Source organism: Cupriavidus pauculus, assembly GCF_008801835.1.
GTDB classification, from domain to species: domain Bacteria; phylum Pseudomonadota; class Gammaproteobacteria; order Burkholderiales; family Burkholderiaceae; genus Cupriavidus; species Cupriavidus pauculus.
Window position 1 is genome coordinate 22173 of record NZ_VZOW01000015.1, and the last position, 17010, is coordinate 39182.

General features: G+C 59.3%; 20 protein-coding genes. 5 read left to right on the forward strand and 15 right to left on the reverse strand.

The window, feature by feature from the left end; all coding sequences use genetic code 11:
* The 6 genes from F7R19_RS16365 to F7R19_RS16390 are packed head-to-tail and all read right to left on the reverse strand — an operon-like array spanning position 1 to position 5167.
* Positions 1–1533 carry a phage portal protein gene (locus F7R19_RS16365; protein ID WP_150981271.1) on the reverse strand — a complete coding sequence of 511 codons (1533 nt, stop codon included), beginning with the start codon at positions 1531–1533 and terminating at the stop codon, positions 1–3.
* 2 nt (positions 1534–1535) lie between these two features.
* Positions 1536–1757, reverse strand: a complete 222-nt coding sequence (locus F7R19_RS16370; RefSeq protein ID WP_009521720.1) for a phage head-tail joining protein — start codon at positions 1755–1757, stop codon at positions 1536–1538.
* A complete protein-coding gene (locus F7R19_RS16375) occupies positions 1757–2149 on the reverse strand; it encodes a hypothetical protein (protein ID WP_020200542.1) in 393 nt (130 codons plus the stop codon). The genes F7R19_RS16370 and F7R19_RS16375 overlap by 1 nt, the downstream gene beginning before the upstream one ends.
* A complete protein-coding gene (locus tag F7R19_RS16380) occupies positions 2149–2640 on the reverse strand; it encodes a hypothetical protein (RefSeq protein WP_020200543.1) in 492 nt (163 codons plus the stop codon). The genes F7R19_RS16375 and F7R19_RS16380 overlap by 1 nt, the downstream gene beginning before the upstream one ends.
* 17 nt (positions 2641–2657) lie before the next feature.
* The gene (locus F7R19_RS16385) at positions 2658–4619 is read right to left on the reverse strand and encodes a phage terminase large subunit family protein (RefSeq protein WP_020200544.1); all 1962 of its coding nucleotides are present in this window, start codon (positions 4617–4619) and stop codon (positions 2658–2660) included.
* A complete protein-coding gene (locus F7R19_RS16390) occupies positions 4619–5167 on the reverse strand; it encodes a hypothetical protein (RefSeq protein ID WP_029043081.1) in 549 nt (182 codons plus the stop codon). The genes F7R19_RS16385 and F7R19_RS16390 overlap by 1 nt, the downstream gene beginning before the upstream one ends.
* Before the next feature lie 117 nt (positions 5168–5284).
* On the opposite strand from F7R19_RS16390, the gene F7R19_RS16395 reads away from it, so the two are divergent.
* The 4 genes from F7R19_RS16395 (at position 5285) to F7R19_RS16410 (ending at position 7089) form a co-directional block, all read left to right on the forward strand.
* Positions 5285–5482 carry a DUF6900 domain-containing protein gene (locus tag F7R19_RS16395; RefSeq protein ID WP_020200546.1) on the forward strand — a complete coding sequence of 66 codons (198 nt, stop codon included), beginning with the start codon at positions 5285–5287 and terminating at the stop codon, positions 5480–5482.
* A 94-nt stretch (positions 5483–5576) separates the two neighbouring features.
* A complete protein-coding gene (locus F7R19_RS16400) occupies positions 5577–6140 on the forward strand; it encodes a DUF3489 domain-containing protein (protein WP_150981371.1) in 564 nt (187 codons plus the stop codon).
* A 129-nt stretch (positions 6141–6269) separates the two neighbouring features.
* Positions 6270–6629, forward strand: a complete 360-nt coding sequence (locus F7R19_RS16405; RefSeq protein WP_020200548.1) for a hypothetical protein — start codon at positions 6270–6272, stop codon at positions 6627–6629.
* A gap of 97 nt (positions 6630–6726) precedes the next feature.
* Positions 6727–7089 carry a hypothetical protein gene (locus F7R19_RS16410; RefSeq protein ID WP_020200549.1) on the forward strand — a complete coding sequence of 121 codons (363 nt, stop codon included), beginning with the start codon at positions 6727–6729 and terminating at the stop codon, positions 7087–7089.
* 237 nt (positions 7090–7326) lie between these two features.
* On the opposite strand, the gene F7R19_RS16415 is transcribed toward F7R19_RS16410, so the two are convergent.
* The 5 genes from F7R19_RS16415 to phnC are packed head-to-tail and all read right to left on the reverse strand — an operon-like array spanning position 7327 to position 11734.
* A complete protein-coding gene (locus F7R19_RS16415; protein ID WP_004629222.1) occupies positions 7327–8211 on the reverse strand; it encodes a LysR family transcriptional regulator in 885 nt (294 codons plus the stop codon).
* Complete coding sequence (locus F7R19_RS16420) at positions 8208–9218, reverse strand: phosphonate dehydrogenase (RefSeq protein ID WP_029043082.1); 1011 nt, start codon at positions 9216–9218, stop codon at positions 8208–8210. Before F7R19_RS16420 ends, F7R19_RS16415 begins: the two co-directional genes overlap by 4 nt.
* A 24-nt stretch (positions 9219–9242) precedes the next feature.
* The gene (gene phnE, locus F7R19_RS16425; protein WP_009238668.1) at positions 9243–10040 is read right to left on the reverse strand and encodes a phosphonate ABC transporter, permease protein PhnE; all 798 of its coding nucleotides are present in this window, start codon (positions 10038–10040) and stop codon (positions 9243–9245) included.
* Positions 10041–10052: 12 nt separating this feature from the next.
* Entirely contained in the window at positions 10053–10913 is an 861-nt protein-coding gene (phnD, locus tag F7R19_RS16430) for a phosphate/phosphite/phosphonate ABC transporter substrate-binding protein (RefSeq protein ID WP_004629229.1), read from the reverse strand.
* A 2-nt stretch (positions 10914–10915) separates the two neighbouring features.
* Positions 10916–11734, reverse strand: a complete 819-nt coding sequence (gene phnC / locus F7R19_RS16435) for a phosphonate ABC transporter ATP-binding protein (protein WP_020200553.1) — start codon at positions 11732–11734, stop codon at positions 10916–10918.
* Positions 11735–12023: 289 nt separating this feature from the next.
* Between phnC and F7R19_RS16440 the strand changes: the two genes are divergently transcribed.
* A complete protein-coding gene (locus tag F7R19_RS16440) occupies positions 12024–13202 on the forward strand; it encodes a hypothetical protein (RefSeq protein WP_020200554.1) in 1179 nt (392 codons plus the stop codon).
* 223 nt (positions 13203–13425) lie between these two features.
* On the opposite strand, the gene F7R19_RS16450 is transcribed toward F7R19_RS16440, so the two are convergent.
* The 4 genes from F7R19_RS16450 to F7R19_RS16465 all read right to left on the reverse strand — a co-directional run bounded on the left by F7R19_RS16450 (position 13426) and on the right by F7R19_RS16465 (position 17009).
* A complete protein-coding gene (locus F7R19_RS16450; protein ID WP_029043083.1) occupies positions 13426–14667 on the reverse strand; it encodes a site-specific DNA-methyltransferase in 1242 nt (413 codons plus the stop codon).
* Positions 14664–16097, reverse strand: coding sequence for a site-specific DNA-methyltransferase (locus F7R19_RS16455; RefSeq protein ID WP_020200556.1), 1434 nt, complete (start codon positions 16095–16097; stop codon positions 14664–14666). Before F7R19_RS16455 ends, F7R19_RS16450 begins: the two co-directional genes overlap by 4 nt.
* A gap of 329 nt (positions 16098–16426) precedes the next feature.
* Positions 16427–16813 carry a DUF6362 family protein gene (locus F7R19_RS16460; RefSeq protein ID WP_029043084.1) on the reverse strand — a complete coding sequence of 129 codons (387 nt, stop codon included), beginning with the start codon at positions 16811–16813 and terminating at the stop codon, positions 16427–16429.
* On the reverse strand, positions 16806–17009 hold the full coding sequence (locus F7R19_RS16465) for a hypothetical protein (RefSeq protein ID WP_020200558.1): 204 nt from the start codon (positions 17007–17009) through the stop codon (positions 16806–16808). Before F7R19_RS16465 ends, F7R19_RS16460 begins: the two co-directional genes overlap by 8 nt.
* Between the last annotated feature and the right edge of the window lies 1 nt (position 17010).

A 17010-nucleotide genomic window follows, 5' to 3' on the forward strand; every position in this document is an offset into this window, starting at 1 on the left:
TCAGTTGTCCTGTTGGTCTTGCGGCACGGCCACTGTGGCGGCCGCATTCATGGGCGCGCCCAATGTCGATGGTTGGGGCGCTTTGTCATGGCGCGGGTCGGAGTCGAAGACCAGACCGAGCGCATCGGCACGCTGGTTGTCGGCGGCGATCTCGCGGTCGATGTCCTCGGCGTCGTAGCCGAAGGCCGAGATGGCTTCCGAGCGAGACAGCAGCCCGGCGCGAATGGCGGTCAGCATCGCGTCGAATTCCTTCTTGGGATCGACCCACTGCCAACCCTGTGGAATCCATTTGGCCGCGAAGTAGTCGCGCTTCTTCTCGGTGAACTGCGGCAGCGCCAGCGCGCCTTCAAGTAGCGCCTGCTCCATCCAGGCACGCCAGATCGGGCGGCACAGCTGGTGGACGATCACGCCGTGCTGGATGGCCTCACAGCGGCGGCGAAATTCCAGCAACCCGGCCCGGATCGACGAGTAGTTCACTTGCGTCAGGTCGCCGGTCAGCATCTCGTAGGTGATGCCCATCGCCGCTGCCACCGCCCGGAACTGCATGCGCAGGAATTCGGCGTAGCTCGCGCCAACGTCGGCAGGCTGACTGAACTTCACGTCCTCGCCGGGCTCCAGGATCTGCATCGTGCCCGGCTCCAGCCCGGCCAATGCTGCACCACTGGCATCCGGCAGTCCCTCACCCATCAGGTTGTCCTCAGGTGACAGGCGCGTGATGAAGCCCGCGAACATCGCGGCGGTTTTCTTGCGCACGAGCTCGGCGTCGTCGTACTGGTCGAGTTCGTTGAGCTTGACCAGTGCGCGCGCCAGCCACGGTTCTCCCCGGATCTGTCCGGGCCGCAAGGGACGAAACAGGTGAATGATTTCGCTGGCCGGGACACGCACTGTGTCGAGACCGCCCACCACGCCACCAGTGCCCGACATCGGAGCCAGTGAGCCATCACCCGGGTGTGAGCGATACAGGTGGTAAGCCACCCGCCGTCCGAGCTTGTCGAATTCGATGCCCGCACGGATCACATTTCCCGAAGCCAATTCCTGATTCAGCGTGGCTGGCAGGTGTTCGGGTTCGAGCAACTGCAATTGCAGGCCCACCGGCAGGCCATCTTCCGGGCGGCGATAGCGCAGCCGCACCAGACATTCCCCGCCTTCGAGCATGGCGCGACAGGCCAAGGCCTGCAGTCCGTAGATGTCAGTCAGTCCGGCGGCATCGGCCTCCTCGCACCAGTCCCACCACAGGCTATGAATGGCTTCACGCAAGGGCTGATCAGCCAGCATGCTCTGCGGCTTGATGCCGGTGCCGATGGCGTTCGAGACAAAGGCCTCGACGCCTGCCGCTGCCCAGGCATTGCGGCGTACCAGATCGCGGCTCTTGGCGCGCAATTCGTTCTGGGTGAACGCCAGCGCTGCAACCGCACCGGGATTGCCAATCTGCCACGCCAGGGCGCGACGGCCACCACCGATACCGTCATAGAACGGGGTGCCGCCAAGCAGACTCATGCCGACGCGTCTACGCATTCGGTCAAACCATCGCATGTTCAGAACCCTTTGCCGGTGGTGACCCGGATCTGGCGTGGCGCGCCAGGCCACAGTCCGGTGTCCACGGCCTGCTCGAAGAGGTCGCGCTTGACCGCCGCAATGGCAGCCTGGAGTTCATCGACGCTGCGGTACTCGACGGTCTTGTCGCCAAAGGTCACGCGCTTTTCGCCCTTGACAAGCGCCGCTTCCAGTGCGTCGAGGTGTGCTTGTGTGTAGGCCATCAGCGGAACACCGTAAGGTTGATTTCGGAGGAGTCGTCGAACGATGCGGCCGTGGTGGCGCAACTGATGTCGACGTACTGGGCGGTCTTCAGGTCGGTGCTGGATCGCACGATGGCAATGCGCTGCGTGCCACTGTTGGTGCTGCTGCGGGCGAGTGCCGTCCAGCAATAGTTGGCGTCGGGCATGGCAACGGTGAAGGTCACGCGGTAGCGACCCGCCGCCGTCCGGGTCACGCTGGCCACGTTGTGCGACGACCGCACGACGATCTGGTTGCCGACGTAGCCGAAGCACACCCACGCCCGGGCCAGACCGGGGTGGGTTGCGTCGATCTTGGTCTTGACCTCGAGCCCGACACGACTGGCCAGCGCACTGATGCGCGATGCGAGGCTCATCAGACAAGCACCCCCACAAAGACCGCGACAAAATCGGTGTCGGTGTTGCCGACATCACTGGCCGCGACGGCACCGATGTTGCTGCGCGCCTGGAGTTGTTCGGCGACGGTCAGCGACTGCGCCGCATCGAAGCGCACGCGGTTGTTCACGGCAGCGAGCAGCGCATCCAGACCACTGGTGCCGTTCTGCAGCAGTTGCTGGATTTCCACCAGCGTGTCGTACGCGGCATCGGCACCGCCCAAGATCTCGGTCTTGAGCGCATCGAGCAGCGAGACGATTTTGTTGGACGAGTACGTGGTCGTGGCCGCGACGTGCGCATCGTCGATCACCGCCGACGACACCACGGCGGCTTTCAGTTCGTTGATGGCCGCGACCAGATTCGACTTATCGGTGGTGGTGAGGTTGGCCAGGTTGCCTGCCTTGGCGCGGACGTCGTTGAACTCCTGCGCGACGCGGATGACCAGACTTTCGATACGGGTAGCAAGACTCATGTTTTCTCCTTGATGTGTCAGGACAGCCAGCGGCTTTTGATCACGCGCCGACCGGTGTTACGGTTGCCAGAAACAGCGAGGCCACCGCGTTGGGTGGCCTCGTTGATCGATTCAGTAGGTGTTTCAAGGGCTGGCGGACTAGACAGCCCCAGTTGTCGCTCCAGTTCCCGCCAGTGGCGTTCCTCGAAGCGATCCAGTCCCGCCGCCGATGCAGCCGCGCGGGCGTAGACGTAGCAGTCGAGCGCCTCATTGCGCTCACGCATCTTTTGCCACTCACGCACCGGGAAGCCGTTGCGGTCGCGGCGGGTGATCAGTTGTTCCGCGCAGAGTTGCTGGATGAACTCAGCATCGATCTTGGGCAGATGGACGAACCCGGCCGGGAACACCGTGGTCAATCCGTCCTCGCCAACATCGGCGCTCTTGCGCAGGTTGTTGTAGAACTCGAGCTTGGCGATGCTGACCGCCACCGAGTACACCTTGATGCCCCGGCGCAGCTTCTTTCCACCCTGCGAGACATCGATGGCGGTCGGCGTGCCGATCAAGGCTGCACCACGAGGTACCCCCTTGACCGCCATCACACGCGAATCGCGGCAAGCCCGCACAAAGGCGTAGGCCTCCTGCGTCGCAAAGCCGGTATCCAAGGCAAAACGCACCAGCGGCATCGCCGCGCCGGAGGCGTGTGTCCAGGTTTCGGCCAGCATTTCAGCAAGGCGCTTCCATACCGCGTCGCGGGCGGTGTCACCCATCAGCACGCGGTGCTCAACCAGCCAGGACTCCTTGCCGCGCCCAAAGGCCCAGACCGACGCCTCGATGCGATCTTTCTGCACGTCGGCCGCGCCGACCAAGAGCAGACCGCCTTGCGGCACGCTGCCGACGCGGTAGTCCTCGCGGCGTTCGACCAGTCGTTGCCAGTCCGGCGCTTCGCCTTCCTCGACCCAGGTTTCACCCAACTCGGTGTTCTTGAAGGTCTTGATGGCGGCGGCCGATCCCGACTCTTTACTGACGGCGGCCTCCCACGCAGCGGCGATCTCTCGCCACGAACGCCAGCCCACCGGGCTGTACAGCGACGACAGGTGGAAGCCTGCCGTCTTACCCGCGCCATCGGTGATCATCGCGCGCCACTCGCCGTGCTCCAGCATCCACGTCTTGTGGTGCTCGGCAATCGCGGTGTCACATGACTCGCAGATGTAGGCGGCGGTCTCCGGTTGCCCTCTGTCCCAACGCAGCTGCTCGAAACGCAGCCACTGACGGTGGGAGCAATGCGGACACGGCACAAAGTAGCGACGTTGGTCACTGGCCTCGTACTCGCGCTCGATAGCCGATGCCCCTGAGATCGTCGGCGTCGAGACGATGAAGATCTTGCGCCGCGCGAAGGTGCGTGTACGCGCCTCGGCCAGCGAGATCGCATCCCCTTCACCCTCAACGTCCAACGGATAGCCGTCGACCTCGTCGAGAAACAGATACCGCACCGGCATCGAGCGCAGTCCGACCGCGCTGTTGGCCCCAGTCATCACCAGCACGCCACCCCGGAACTCCTTGGCCAGGATGGTGTTGCCGGAATCCCGGCTGCGCGCCGGTGCAATCAGTTCGGCCAATGCCGATGACTCTTCGATCAGCGGATCAATCCGCTGCTTGGAGTTGCGCTTGGCCATCTCTACTGTTGGCCACACCGCCATCATCGGGCCCGGCGCGTGGTGGATCACGTAGCCGATCCAGTTCGATCCCATCTCCGTCGCGCCAAGCTGGGCGGCTTTCATGAACACGACGCGCTCGACCGGGGAGGTCGGCGACAGGCAATCCATGATTGCTTTCAGGTACGGCGTGCGGCTGGTGCGCCAGCGCCCCGGTTCGGCAGATGCCTTACTGGAGAGCATCCGGTGGCGATCTGACCATTCGGACACGGTGAGCAGCGGGTCTGGAGTCAGCCCTTCGCGCCACGCGCGTTCGATTTCTGCCGCGCCTTCGTAATCCATGTCCATCAATCCACCCTCGGGCGCATCTCGCCCAGTTCCTGCAGGTGCTCACGCACCGCCGCCTCCAAGGCGATGTGCATCGTGTGGGGATCGACGCCGAGCTTGGCTGCCATTTGTGCCGAGATGCGTGCGGGCCAGTTGAGCCACGCATCGCGTTCGGAGCGCGCCAGCTTGAAGACATGGGCGATGGCCTGCGGCCGATCCACCAGCTCGCCCTTGAGTCGGGCCAGACGCACCTTGTTGGTTTGCGCCTTGACCACTTCGTTGACCGTCCGCGCTTGCAACAAGGACGTGCCACCTGCTGCGGATGTTGCCAATGAGGCTGCTTGCCCGTCTCCTGTGGCCCCGCTGGATTCCTGGACGGCGACCTTGACCGCGCGGGTGGCCGTGCCATTGCGCGGTGCATCGGAATTGCGCGCCCACTCGCGGTCGACGCGCTCGGCATCAATCGTTCCGTCTGCCTCCGGCGTGATCCGCCCAGCAGCGATGGCCTTGCGCACCGCTGCATCGGACACCCCTCGGTGGCGTGCGTAGGCACGAATCGAAATACCCATATTTCCCCTTCGGGGCACCTTCAATCATTTGTTCGTCATTCATGCGAATTGAGCTTGGCTTCCATCTGGAACAGCGCGTTCATACGTTCGTCATCAACACCATGAAAGGACACGGACATGAGCAAGCTCGAACAACTCCTGACCCAGATCGCGCAAAACAAGCTGGGCATCGAAACCCTGGAAACCCGCCGCTCAGACAGCCTCGATTTCCACGATGTGGCGGTCTGGTGCCTACGCGATGCGCTTGAAGCCGCCTTCAACGCGGGTCTCGAGCAGGGGCGCAATGCCAACCCGCCAGACAAGGCCAACACCTGATTGCGAAGCGAAGAAGCCAAGCAAAAAGCGCTTGGCTTCACTTGAGAACAGCGCGTTCATCACATCACCGTCCACCACATCGAAGGAGCAAAACATGACCACCACTCAACTGACCCCTGCCCAGCACGCGATCCTGGCCCACGCGGTTGAACACACCAGCGGCAAGATCGACTGGTTCCCCGACAACATCAAAGGCGGCGCACGCAAGAAGGTGCTCGACGGACTTTTCAACCGCGCACTAATCACAACCGACGGCACCAACTGGTTTGTCGCTGCGGAGGGCTACGACGCCCTGGGCATTCCGCGTCCCGACGTGAACAGGAAGGGCATCGGTCAGTTCGAAGCCAATCTCGACCGGATCATCGCCAACGCTGAAGGCGCGCCTGCGGCCGTAAGCGATCCCGAACTGGAAGCCTTTGTTACCGCCGCCGAAGCAACGTGGGTCAAGCCGCGCACCCGCGAGAACAGCAAGCAGGCCGAAGTGATCCGGATGCTGCAACGCCCCGAGGGCGCAACCATCGGCCAGATCTGCACCGCCACCGGTTGGCAGGCGCACACGGTGCGCGGCACCTTCGCCGGAGCCTTCAAGAAAAAGCTCGGCCTGAACATCGTCTCGGACAAGCCGAAGGGTGGCGAGCGGATCTACCGCATCGCCTGAAAACGAGCACAGCGAGTTTCGGCGAAGCCAAAAAGATGGCGAGAGGAGCCATGAATAGCTTGGCTTCTCTCCCCACCAGCGCGTTCATACAGATGTCGTGATTGACGACGCCAAACCAGGAAAACCGCCATGAGCACCATGACCATCACCATCGAACGCACCCCACGCACTCTGCAGTTCGCAGGCCAAAGCCTCCAGGTCGAAGAGTTGAGCATCCGCCTACCGTTTGCACGCAAACCTGCCGACCTCGGCGAACCGGGCGGGAGCGACCAGCACAATGTCTACGTCACCGAGACCAAGGAGCTCACCCCTGCCGAATTCGACGCCTTTGGGCGCAGCCTGCTGGTGTCACGCGACTGGCTGCGTGGCAAGGGTGGCGGCACTGGCGACGGCTACCTCTGCGTCGAGGTCACTGCTCCCGGACGCCCTTACCTCTACGTCAATCCCGAGGGCGGTGATTACGCCCGCTACGTAGCCCGTCTCGGGTAAGCGAAATTGATCGAGAAAGAGGCCAGGAACAGCTTGGCTTCTCAATCGAACAGCGCGTTACTACAGGTGTCGCAACGATCAACCCGGAGAAGACACCTTGACCACCAACCAGATCCCCACCACCCAGAACGAAGCCTGGGGTTTTTGGGGCACGATGAACGAACACGCCAGCGCCGCATGGCCCCTGGCCATGAACGCCATTTCGGACGCCACCCACCAGCCCCTCGAATCGGTGCGGACCTTCCTCGACAGCCGTCACGGACGCCACTTTGCCGACGACGTCCAGAACGGCTTGTACCAAGGCCAAGCCTTGCAGGATGCGATCAAGGCCGCCACCCAACGTTGGATGGGCTGGACGATTGGCCGCCAGACCAGCAAGCAGTACGGCATCCCGCGCGGCCTGCCTTACCTGACAGGCTTTGTGATCCACTGCGAAATCTGCGAAGAGCTGGCTGCCTGATGAAAACGCCCGCCACCGAACGGGAGCAGGCACTGCGTTGGCTGACTGCCAACCGGCGTCCAGACATCTCCATCGAGCAGGCTGTGCTGGTAATGTGCATTGCACTGCCCTGAGATCTCAGCGCGGTTATCCGTAATCTGCGATTGATTCGTGCTTTTGCAATGCTGTATCGAAACGGCCTAGTAGTATTGCCTGCTCCAAATGACTGCGTTCGGCCAGAAGCAGACATTCGTTTTGCTATTTATATTCTATTGAGCCTAAATCCGGAGAATGGAGAATCAAATCTGCAAGGCTTGCCACCGGACCGCTTAACGAAGTTTCTGAGCGATGTACGAGATAAAGATCTTTGTAAACATCTTCTTCAATCGGAATTGCATGTAACCATCCGCTTGCCTGTTCATGCTTGACCGCGCTTTCCATCACAAGCGAGATTCCTAGCCCTGCGTGGACCGCGTGTTTGACCGCCTCGGTGCTACCTAACTGCATACCCACTGTGAACTCTGCCGAGTCGGCACCGGCATATTGTTGTAGTAGGCGCCCAGTTCCGGTAGCCGCTTCGCCTCCAAGCAAGTTCTGGGATTTTAACCACTTAAGTGGAATGGTCGACTCGGCAGCCCAAGGATGGCCGGGGCGAACAATGACAACCATCCTCTCGCGCCGCCATACTGTTGAGACGAACCCAGGACGTGAGTCCCACCACTCCATTACCGCTACATCCACTTCAAGCGTTTCCAGCAAAGCGGCAATCTCGATATTTTTGCCGATCCTCACATCGATCTTGTTTGCTAATTTATCTTGGAGCGCCTTGATATAGGGTTGTAAAAGATAAATGCCGATATTGGAGCTTGCACCAACGACCAGGCTTTTATTGTGGAGGGCTGCCGTAGCCTTATGGCTAGTACGGAGCAATTGTTCCGCATAGGGGAAAAAAATCTTTCCCTCCAATGTCAGGCTTTGCGGCATTGTTGCGCGGTCAATCAGCCGGGCCTGCAAAGACTGCTCCAGCCGCTTGATATGCTGCGTTACTGTTGGCTGGGACAATCCAGTTTGCTTCGCCGCTTCGCGAAAGCCCCCGCATTTGACGACGGCAATGAACGTCGCCACACGCTCCAGATCTATCACGCCGCCTTTACTCCCGGATACGGCAGATTAATCGCGCCCATCGGTTTTTCACCAGCGAGTGCCTGGATGATGTTCATCGCTGCCTGCCGCTCGATTTCAAGCCGAACTTCCTTGACCGCCGATCCCAAATGCGGCGTAAAAAACGTTTGTGCCGTATTGTCGAGCAGCGCCTTGGGGATAGCCTGCGGGCGATCAGCGCGTATCCATTCTTCCATCTCGAAGACATCGGCTGCATATCCAGCTAGTTTTCCAGACGCCAGTGCTGCTATCACCGCATTCTCATCCACGACCGAGCCGCGACATGCATTGATCAGGTAGCTACCGGTTTTCATCTTGGCCAACGCGGTGGCATCGATCAGATGCAGTGTCTCTGCGGCCATCGGAACCATCGGCACGACATAATCACATTTTTCGAGCAGTTCATCGAGCGTGACGCGCTGTACGTGCCAAGCCTTTTCTTGTTCGGCATTGAGCGGAATCGGATCGCAATACAAGAGATTCATTTCAAAGCCAGCCAAGCGCTGGGCGATTGCACGGCCGACCGCCCCCATACCAATGATGCCAAGCGTTTTTCCTGTCAAACCAGAGCCATATAGTGTCGGCCGCCAGCCTTGGAAGTGTCCGCTACGGATTTGCCTATCGCCTTCCAGCATATGCCTTGTCAAACCGAGAAGAAGGCCGATAGTCAGTTCAGCGGTCGGGATCGTAAGCAAATCCGGCACAATCGTAAGCCATACACCGTGGCGTGTGCAGGCGTTGACATCGAAGTTATCATAGCCTTTAAGCGCGGCGCCGATGACACGCAGCTTTGGACATTCCTCGAGAAACGCGCTGTCGATGCTGTCCGGCATGAAAGCCATGAGTGCATCCGCATCTTTGGCTCGCGCAATTACCTCAGAACGCGGCAAGGTTTCCCGTGTGGTGTTGGGGATAACATCGGCGCTAGCGGACAACAATTCGATGATTTCCGGGTGCACCCAGTGGGTGAGGACGACTTTGGGCTTCATAAAAACCTTTGTAAGCTTTGGGAGTTATTTGAACTTGCGACGCAGGAAGGAGCTGAAGGCGTCGACGAGGGTAACCATGCCTAAAATAACCAGCAAAATAGCCGAGACATCCTGGTATTGCATGATGCGCAGAGAGCCCATCAGCTCGAACCCGATTCCACCGGCGCCGACCATGCCCATCACGGTCGAAGCACGGAAGTTGTATTCCCATCGATAGATCGCGGTATCGGCCATTTGCGGAAGCACTTGGGGAAAGATCCCATGAAAAATCACCTGCAATGGCGTGCAGCCCGCTGCATGCGCGGCTTCTACCGGTGCCGGATCGGCATGTTCGATCGATTCCGAAAAAAATTTGGCGATCATGCCAACCGAATGTAAGCCTAGGGCTAAAACACCCGGCAATGCGCCGAAGCCAACGGCTGCCACGAACAGGATGCCCATGATCAGTTCGGGTATCGATCGCAAAGCGTTTAACAGGCCGCGTGTGGCTTGATACACGAGTGGATGAGGGCTAGTATTCCGCGCGGCGAGCACTCCTAAGGGAATGGATAGCAATACCGCGATTGCCGTGCCGGCGATACTCATGGCCAAGGTATCCAGTACCGGTTTGACCCAGGTGCCAGCCTGCGAGAAGTTCGGTGGGAACATCTCGCCGGCAATTTTTACCAGGCTTGGCATGCCATCCTTCAATCGCTCGGCATCAAATAGGCCGACGTAATACCAGCAACCGATCACAATCGCCAGCACAACGGCAAACTGCAGTATCGTGCGGTTCCATACGCGCTGGCGCTCGGCCAGAATCAAACCAAAATCAGCTTGCATGCTGTCGCTCACTTAGAACTTCGACAGATCGAGCTTGAGCAGTGTGCCAAGGCTGCGCACCACGTCATAGTCTTTGTCGCTGATCGGGCCGAAACCATCGGCTTTGAAAGGTTTCAGGACTTCCGGATCTTTGAGATTCAAGAAGGCTGCACGGATCTTTTCCTTCAGTTCCGGCTTCAGATTGCTGCGCATGGTCCACGGGTATTGCGGATATGGCTTCGATTCGGCAAGAACTTTTACTTTGTTGGGATCGACCAGTCCGCGCTGAACCAGGGATTCAAAAATCGGCTTACTCAAGCCGCCAGCCTGCGCGTGACCGTTTTGCACGGCCATGGCCACCGCGTCATGCGCACCGGCAAAGTGTTCGCGATAGTTTTCGCCGGCTTTCAAACCGTTTTCCGCCAATATCGACTTCGGAATCAAATGGCTGGAGGTGGATGCCTTATCACCGTAAGCGACATTCTTGTTGACGATATCACTGATTTTGGCGATGCCGGCGCCAGTATTGGCGATCAATACGGACTGGTAGGTAGTGCTACCCTTTTGCTTCATCGCTGCGAATGGCTCGATGTCGCTCTTTTGCTTAGCCAGCACATACGACAAGGGGCCAAAATATGCCATGTCGATACGGCCGTGACGCATGGCTTCGATCATTGACGAATAATCAGTGGTAACCACCAGCTCAATTTTCTTTCCCAGCTCTTTTTCCAGATAGATTTCGAGCGGCTTGTTGTTTTTAATTACGGTCGATGCGTTTTCGTCCGGCAGCAGCGCAACTTTGAGCGTTTCTGGATCGGGATTGGATGATGCATGGCCAATGCTGCAGACGGCGGCAAGCAAGACAGACATTAATGCGGATGCGAGTTTTTTCATAATCAATCCTTTACGGTAGCAAGTTGCATGGGAAATGAAGTATCGATAAGCCGTTCCTCTCGAGCGTCTTGTGGAACGCTCAAAGAAGAACGGGGTACTTGTTCATACAGCGTGTCGTAACTGGCTTGATCCAAAGTCTGCGGGGCGGCATCAAAAATGACTCGGCCATGGGACAGGCCAATAATACGGTCGGCATAACGTTGAGCGAGGTCTACCTGATGCAGGCTGACGACCGCCGAAATCCCGTCCTCTTTACAAATGCGGTGCAGCAGACTTAGCACTCGCTCTGCAGTAGCAGGATCGAGGCTGGCTACCGGTTCATCAGCCAACACCAGTTTAGGTTGCTGAGCCAGAGCCCGGGCAATACCGATGCGTTGCTGCTGGCCGCCGCTCAATGCGTCGACACGGCTTAAGGCTTTGTGCAATAAGCCGACTCGGTCCAGACTTTGCAGGCATATGGATTGATCCTTCGCCGGGAGGGGGAATAGACTGCGTAATGCCGTGTGGTAGCCCATTCGGCCCATCGAAACGTTTTGCAAAGCCGTCAGTCGGCCAATCAATTGATGCTGTTGAAACACCATGCCAGTCTGTCGGCGATGCATGCGCAATGCACGCGAGTTCGCCAAATTTCCTAAGCCGGCGACAATGGTGGTGCCGCGCTGCGACGCATGCAGCGAGTTAATACAGCGAAGTAGCGTGGATTTTCCAGCGCCGGAAGATCCGAGCAATACGGTGAACTGTCCCTGATGGAGTTTGAGAGTGGTGGGATACAGTGCAATCGCATCACCATAACTGACTGAGACATTCTGTAGTTCGATCATGACACCTCCGGCAGATTTGAATTCGTAATCAAAAATGATGACCTGATTACGAATCTGAATTGCAGCGATGGTAATGTCGTGATATGACACCCTGATGACTCGTTGATGTCATTTTTGTGACATGGTCGCGGGTGCCTGTGAGGGAAATAAGTTGTGCTATCTATGCCAAATATAGACGTCTGCTATCGGCCAGGAGTGGACGCTGGTCAGCGACCGCTAAGTGGTCAGGTGCTATGGTGATCGTGAGTGATCGTCCTAGCTCATTAAACGTACTAGACCACAATTCCGCATGTCCCTCACTGACTTCCAAACACTTGTTCTTGATGAAGGGCTCGCCGAATGGTTCGCCAACCACGGCGGCGCCAGCGCGAGCACCATTGCTGAGAAGCTCTCGGTGTCACATGAGCAAGCACTGGCAGCGGTTGAGGAGCTTGCGCATCTGGGCTATGGCACCCTAAATCGTGACGTAAAGCTGGTCGCGCTGAGCTTCGACCCCGCCAACCCTAGTGGTGGCTTTACCCAGAGGCCATTCACGACCCACATCTTCTTCCCCTCCAGGGGCGCGCTGCGTCGGGCCTTCTACGCTTCTGAACTACCGGCACAAAACCTAACCGAGTACGTTGTAAGACTGCACCTCGGTACTCAGCAGATTGAACTCATCTTCTTCTCCGAGGAGGTTCTATCTCGCTACTTTGATCATCCGGAGCTGTACGACATTAGTGACAGTCTCGCCGGCGGAGAGATCAACGCACGTGGGGAAGATGTTGACGATCGTTATCTGTATGTCAGGTATGGCAAATGCCGACTTCGAGACGGAAGAATTGCAGTCACTGCGATCTGCAAGGATCTTGCTGACATGGGAGTGTTGGAGCAAAGGTACTGGCACTCCCATGAACTGGTAAAGCCAGACTTGGAGTCCAGCGATCCCAACTTCCAGGCCTTTCTCGGCAGAACCTACGATGGATCTTGGGTCGAGTACCCTGACCCCATCGCCGATTTGATCGCCGCAATGCGATCTCTGAACTCGATCGTGTCGCCCGGCGCGCTTTTCACTCGACTCGAGAACGTTCACCTTCGCGCGCCAGTTGAGCAAACGTACAAGTCCTTCTGCGACTGCGCTAGCGAGCTCTACAAGATCATTGGCCCCGACGCACTCTCTCAGGCGACCATGAAGGACATTCTCCAAAATAGGTTGGGGTTGTCTGCATCCGACTTTGTGCATCATCAGTCAAAGCGCCCCCTCAGCAGCAGCCAGCTGCTGGCGTTGCTTGAGCAGCAGTTCAAGCTACCTGGCAGTCTGTCGGAGGTCCTTCGTAAGGTATCTGCGCTCCGAGTCGATGCTGATCACAAGATCCTAAATCGGGACGAGAAGCCGTCTACGTACTCAGAACAATTCGCCGCGTTGTGCAGCCAAGCTACCGCAGCCGTCGAGGAGCTTGCCGGAGCGCTGACGCCGTCAACCGAATGATGCCTAACTCTGCGTTGGGCGGCTGCTTTCAGTCGCGCTACTGACCAAAGGCGAAAGGCCACTCTGGGTCGATCTGAGCCGCTCACCTATTTTTTGGTGAGCAAGGAATGGAAACCACCTTGGTGCACCGCAGCAAGCAGTTTAGGCATAAACCGCAGATTGCGGATACCCATCCTCCGGCGCATCGCCGAGGAAGAAGATGCCAGGCAGCCCGGCCAGCCATTCAACTGGCGCACACTTCCTGGTCTGCTGCCTCGCGGATGGCCGTCTGGCCGGTGAAGTCCTCCCACCGGCGCACGATCACATCCACGTACTTCGGATCGAGTTCGATCAGCCGCGCGACGCGACCTGACTTTTCGGCCGCAATCAGCGTTGTGCCAGAACCACCGAACGGATCGAGCACCACGTTACCCGGGCGGCTCGAATTGCGGATGGCTCGCTCGACCAGCTCCACCGGCTTCATCGTCGGATGCAGATCGTTCTTCTGCGGCTTCTTGATCGCCCACACATCGCCCTGATCGCGGTCACCACACCAGTGGCGTTGCGCACCCTCGGGCCATCCGTACAAGATCGGTTCGTACTGGCGCTGGTAGTCGGCACGGCCCAGCGTGAAGGTGTTCTTGGCCCAGATGATGAACGTCGACCACTTGCCACCGGCGGCGCGAAAGGCGGCCTGCAGCACATCCAGCTCGCTGGATGACATCGCCACATAGATGCCGCCCCGGCAGTTCGCCACGGTGGGCGTCAATGCTGCCAACAGGAAGTCGTAGAAGCCATCGCCCAAGTTGTCGTTGAGGATCGCGCGGTCCTTGCCGCGCATCTTGTCCTTGGCGCTGTTGGCATAGTTCACGTTGTACGGCGGGTCGGTGAAGACCATGTCTGCCATGTCGCCTCGCATCAGCCGGGCATAGCTCTCTGCCACGGTCGAGTCACCGCACAGCAGTCGGTGCTGGCCCATGATCCAGACATCGCCCGGGCGCGATATTGGAATTTCGCCAACCTCCGGTACCGCGTCCTCATCGGTCTGCCCCTCGTTGTCCGGCTCGTCGCCCGCGATCAGTTCGGCCAGCGCGTCGGCGTCGAAGCCTGTGATGTCCAGATCGAAACCTTTCAGCTGCAAAGCCTCAAGTTCGATCCGCAACATCGCGTCATCCCAACCAGCGTTCTCCGCGATGCGGTTGTCTGCGATGACCAAGGCGCGGCGCTGGGTCGGGCTCAGGTGATCCAGTACGACCACGGGCACGATTTCCAGCCCGAGTTTCTGCGCAGCGGCCAAGCGGCCATGCCCAGCGACGATGACGCCGTCACTGCCCGCAAGGATCGGATTGGTGAAGCCAAACTCGGCAATCGATGCAGCGATCTGCGCCACCTGGTCATCCGAGTGCGTCCGCGCATTGCGGGCATAGGGCAGCAGTTTGGCTGTAGGCCACTGCTCGATCTTGTCTGCCAACCAGGACGCGCTCATTGTTCGACCTCCGAGGTCGCCAGCCGTTCTGTGGCCACGTCGTCGAAGGACTGGCCCGATTTGATTCCAAAGCCTGCGATGAGCGTGACCGGCACGCCGGGGTGGTTTTGCTGAAAGCGCTTGATGGCCACGTCCACGTACTCCGGTGCAACTTCCACACTGCGGCAGATCCGGCCAGTGCGTTGCGCGGCCAGCATCGTCGTGCCACTGCCACCGAAGGGCTCGAACACGACGTCACCCGAATCGGTGTAAGCCTTGATCGCAAACTCCGGCAATGCCACCGGGAACACGGCCGGGTGATCAATGTCCTGCCCGATCTTGCCCTTGTGGCGCATCACGCGAATCACCGAATCGGGGATGCGGGTGTCCTGCGTCGGCTGACCCTTGTGCGTCCAGCCGCCGACCTCGCCATCCTTACCACGCATCGCTGTGGACGACCCGTCAGCGCGCAGGTGCGATTCCTGGCCTGCGTGCTTGCAAGGCACGATCTTGTTGGGTTTGCGGGTGCTGCGATTGAAGTGGAAAACAAACTCGAAGCTGGGAGCTAATCGGCCCTGCCAGTCGCCGGGCATGCCTGGCCCCTGATCCCAGACGTACCACGCGAAGCGCCGCCACCCTTGCTGACGCATCCAGGACAGCCAGCCGTCCCAATAGGGGATGACTTCGTTGTCGCGGTGGATCAGCCCAAGATTGACCAACACCTGTCCGGCGTCCGTTATCGGCAGATGTGCGAACACACCGCGCATCAGTGCATCCCAATCGACAATGCCGCCGGAGGTGTAGTTGCGCTGGTTGCCATACGGCGGCGAGGTGAAGCAAAGCTGCGCGGTGTCACCCTGCATCAGCGTGGCGACCACGGCTGGGTCGGTGGCGTCGCCACAGATCAAGCGGTGCGAGCCGATGGCCCAGACATCTCCCTCGCGCGACACCGCCACCACTGGCGTGTCAGGTACGTCATCGGTCGTATCGAGTTCATCGGCGTTTGCACCATCCTGCGCCGCCGGTTCACCTTCAGTCGACGGGGCATCTGCCAGCAGCGCATCGATCTCGATGTTCTCGAAGCCGGTCAGCGCCAGTTCGAAACCCGCTTCGGAAAGCTCCGCCAGTTCGAGCGCCAACATCTCCTCATCCCAGCCAGCGTCAAGCGCCAGCCGGTTGTCGGCGATGACCAAGGCGCGCTTTTGCGCGGTGGTGAGATGGGCCAGTTCGATCACCGGCACCTGATCCAGCCCCAGCTTGCGTGCAGCAGCCAAACGACCGTGGCCCGCGATGATGCCGTTGTCGCCATCAACCAGTACCGGGTTCGTCCAGCCATATTCGACGATGCTGGCGGCGATCTTGGTGATCTGCGCATCGGAATGTGTGCGCGGATTGCGGGCGTAGGGAATCAGCGCCTCGACCTTGCGGTACTCGACGTTGAGCGTATTCAAAGAGGGTGTCCTGAAAATAGAAAACCCGCCGACGACAACCGTGGGCGGGTTTTTGGGGTTGGTGCGAACTGACGGGGTGCGAACTGCGAACCGTGCGAACCTTGGTTCGCACCCTGACGCTAAAAAAGCGCCGCGCTCGCGCCCCCCGCATTGGTTTTTGGCCAGGAAGGACCCGTTGATTTCTGGGCTGCTTCCTCTGCCGTCACCTCTGTCCAGACGATAAATGAATACTACGCAAGATCAGGTCGTTTTGTTGCAGGGGCAAAAACCGCTGATTGCCGCGTGATGGCGCACATCCCCGACCATACGCGCCAAATCACGCCAAAACCCTACGCAACCACCACACCATTAAGTTGATCTGCGACCGTCTGCAATGCCCGCCGCCAATGCCGCCATGCCGTCGTGCGGTCGCAGGCAAAGCGGATCGTGATGTCCCGCCAGCCATAGCGCTTCGCGCGCATCCATACGAGATGACGTTGCTCGATGGTGAGCCACTGCACCCAGCGCATAGCCTCCAGCATTCGTTCAATTGCCTCTGGACTCGGCGGAAAGGATCGGTACACCCTCTCGTCCGCTGCAAAGGTCTCCCATTCGCTTCGGACAATGGCGGGCCAGCAGTTGAAGTAGCCCTGCACTCGAACAGGAGGCAACCGTCGACTGGTGCTTGCGGCCTCTTCAAACCGAGCAGCAACGTCCTCGATAGTCCACTTAGTCATTGCGTCGCCCTCCGTAGAGCCGGTCACCGATGCGTCGCACGATTTCGCGCTCGATGAAGTCCAGACGTTCGTCGGATGCGTTGACCACCAGGATGTGTTGGTCACGCCAGCCACGTTCCTTGATCGCATCCAGATCCGTGGCCTGAGGCTGCAGACGACCGAGGGGGCAGCGGTATTGGGGTGTCGGCACCTTCATG

What these genes read in the sequence shown, in the direction of transcription:
- F7R19_RS16465 (WP_020200558.1), bottom strand. Translation starts at nt 17,009, where the DNA reads ATGAAGGTGCCGACACCCCAATACCGCTGCCCCCTCGGTCGTCTGCAG.
- phnC (WP_020200553.1), bottom strand. Translation starts at nt 11,734, where the DNA reads ATGATCGAACTACAGAATGTCTCAGTCAGTTATGGTGATGCGATTGCA.
- F7R19_RS16420 (WP_029043082.1), bottom strand. Translation starts at nt 9,218, where the DNA reads ATGAAGCCCAAAGTCGTCCTCACCCACTGGGTGCACCCGGAAATCATC.
- F7R19_RS16395 (WP_020200546.1), top strand. Translation starts at nt 5,285, where the DNA reads ATGAGCAAGCTCGAACAACTCCTGACCCAGATCGCGCAAAACAAGCTG.
- phnD (WP_004629229.1), bottom strand. Translation starts at nt 10,913, where the DNA reads ATGAAAAAACTCGCATCCGCATTAATGTCTGTCTTGCTTGCCGCCGTC.
- F7R19_RS16400 (WP_150981371.1), top strand. Translation starts at nt 5,577, where the DNA reads ATGACCACCACTCAACTGACCCCTGCCCAGCACGCGATCCTGGCCCAC.
- phnE (WP_009238668.1), bottom strand. Translation starts at nt 10,040, where the DNA reads ATGCAAGCTGATTTTGGTTTGATTCTGGCCGAGCGCCAGCGCGTATGG.
- F7R19_RS16460 (WP_029043084.1), bottom strand. Translation starts at nt 16,813, where the DNA reads ATGACTAAGTGGACTATCGAGGACGTTGCTGCTCGGTTTGAAGAGGCC.
- F7R19_RS16440 (WP_020200554.1), top strand. Translation starts at nt 12,024, where the DNA reads ATGTCCCTCACTGACTTCCAAACACTTGTTCTTGATGAAGGGCTCGCC.
- F7R19_RS16390 (WP_029043081.1), bottom strand. Translation starts at nt 5,167, where the DNA reads ATGGGTATTTCGATTCGTGCCTACGCACGCCACCGAGGGGTGTCCGAT.
- F7R19_RS16405 (WP_020200548.1), top strand. Translation starts at nt 6,270, where the DNA reads ATGAGCACCATGACCATCACCATCGAACGCACCCCACGCACTCTGCAG.
- F7R19_RS16380 (WP_020200543.1), bottom strand. Translation starts at nt 2,640, where the DNA reads ATGAGTCTTGCTACCCGTATCGAAAGTCTGGTCATCCGCGTCGCGCAG.
- F7R19_RS16385 (WP_020200544.1), bottom strand. Translation starts at nt 4,619, where the DNA reads ATGGACATGGATTACGAAGGCGCGGCAGAAATCGAACGCGCGTGGCGC.
- F7R19_RS16375 (WP_020200542.1), bottom strand. Translation starts at nt 2,149, where the DNA reads ATGAGCCTCGCATCGCGCATCAGTGCGCTGGCCAGTCGTGTCGGGCTC.
- F7R19_RS16450 (WP_029043083.1), bottom strand. Translation starts at nt 14,667, where the DNA reads ATGAGCGCGTCCTGGTTGGCAGACAAGATCGAGCAGTGGCCTACAGCC.
- F7R19_RS16365 (WP_150981271.1), bottom strand. Translation starts at nt 1,533, where the DNA reads ATGCGATGGTTTGACCGAATGCGTAGACGCGTCGGCATGAGTCTGCTT.
- F7R19_RS16370 (WP_009521720.1), bottom strand. Translation starts at nt 1,757, where the DNA reads ATGGCCTACACACAAGCACACCTCGACGCACTGGAAGCGGCGCTTGTC.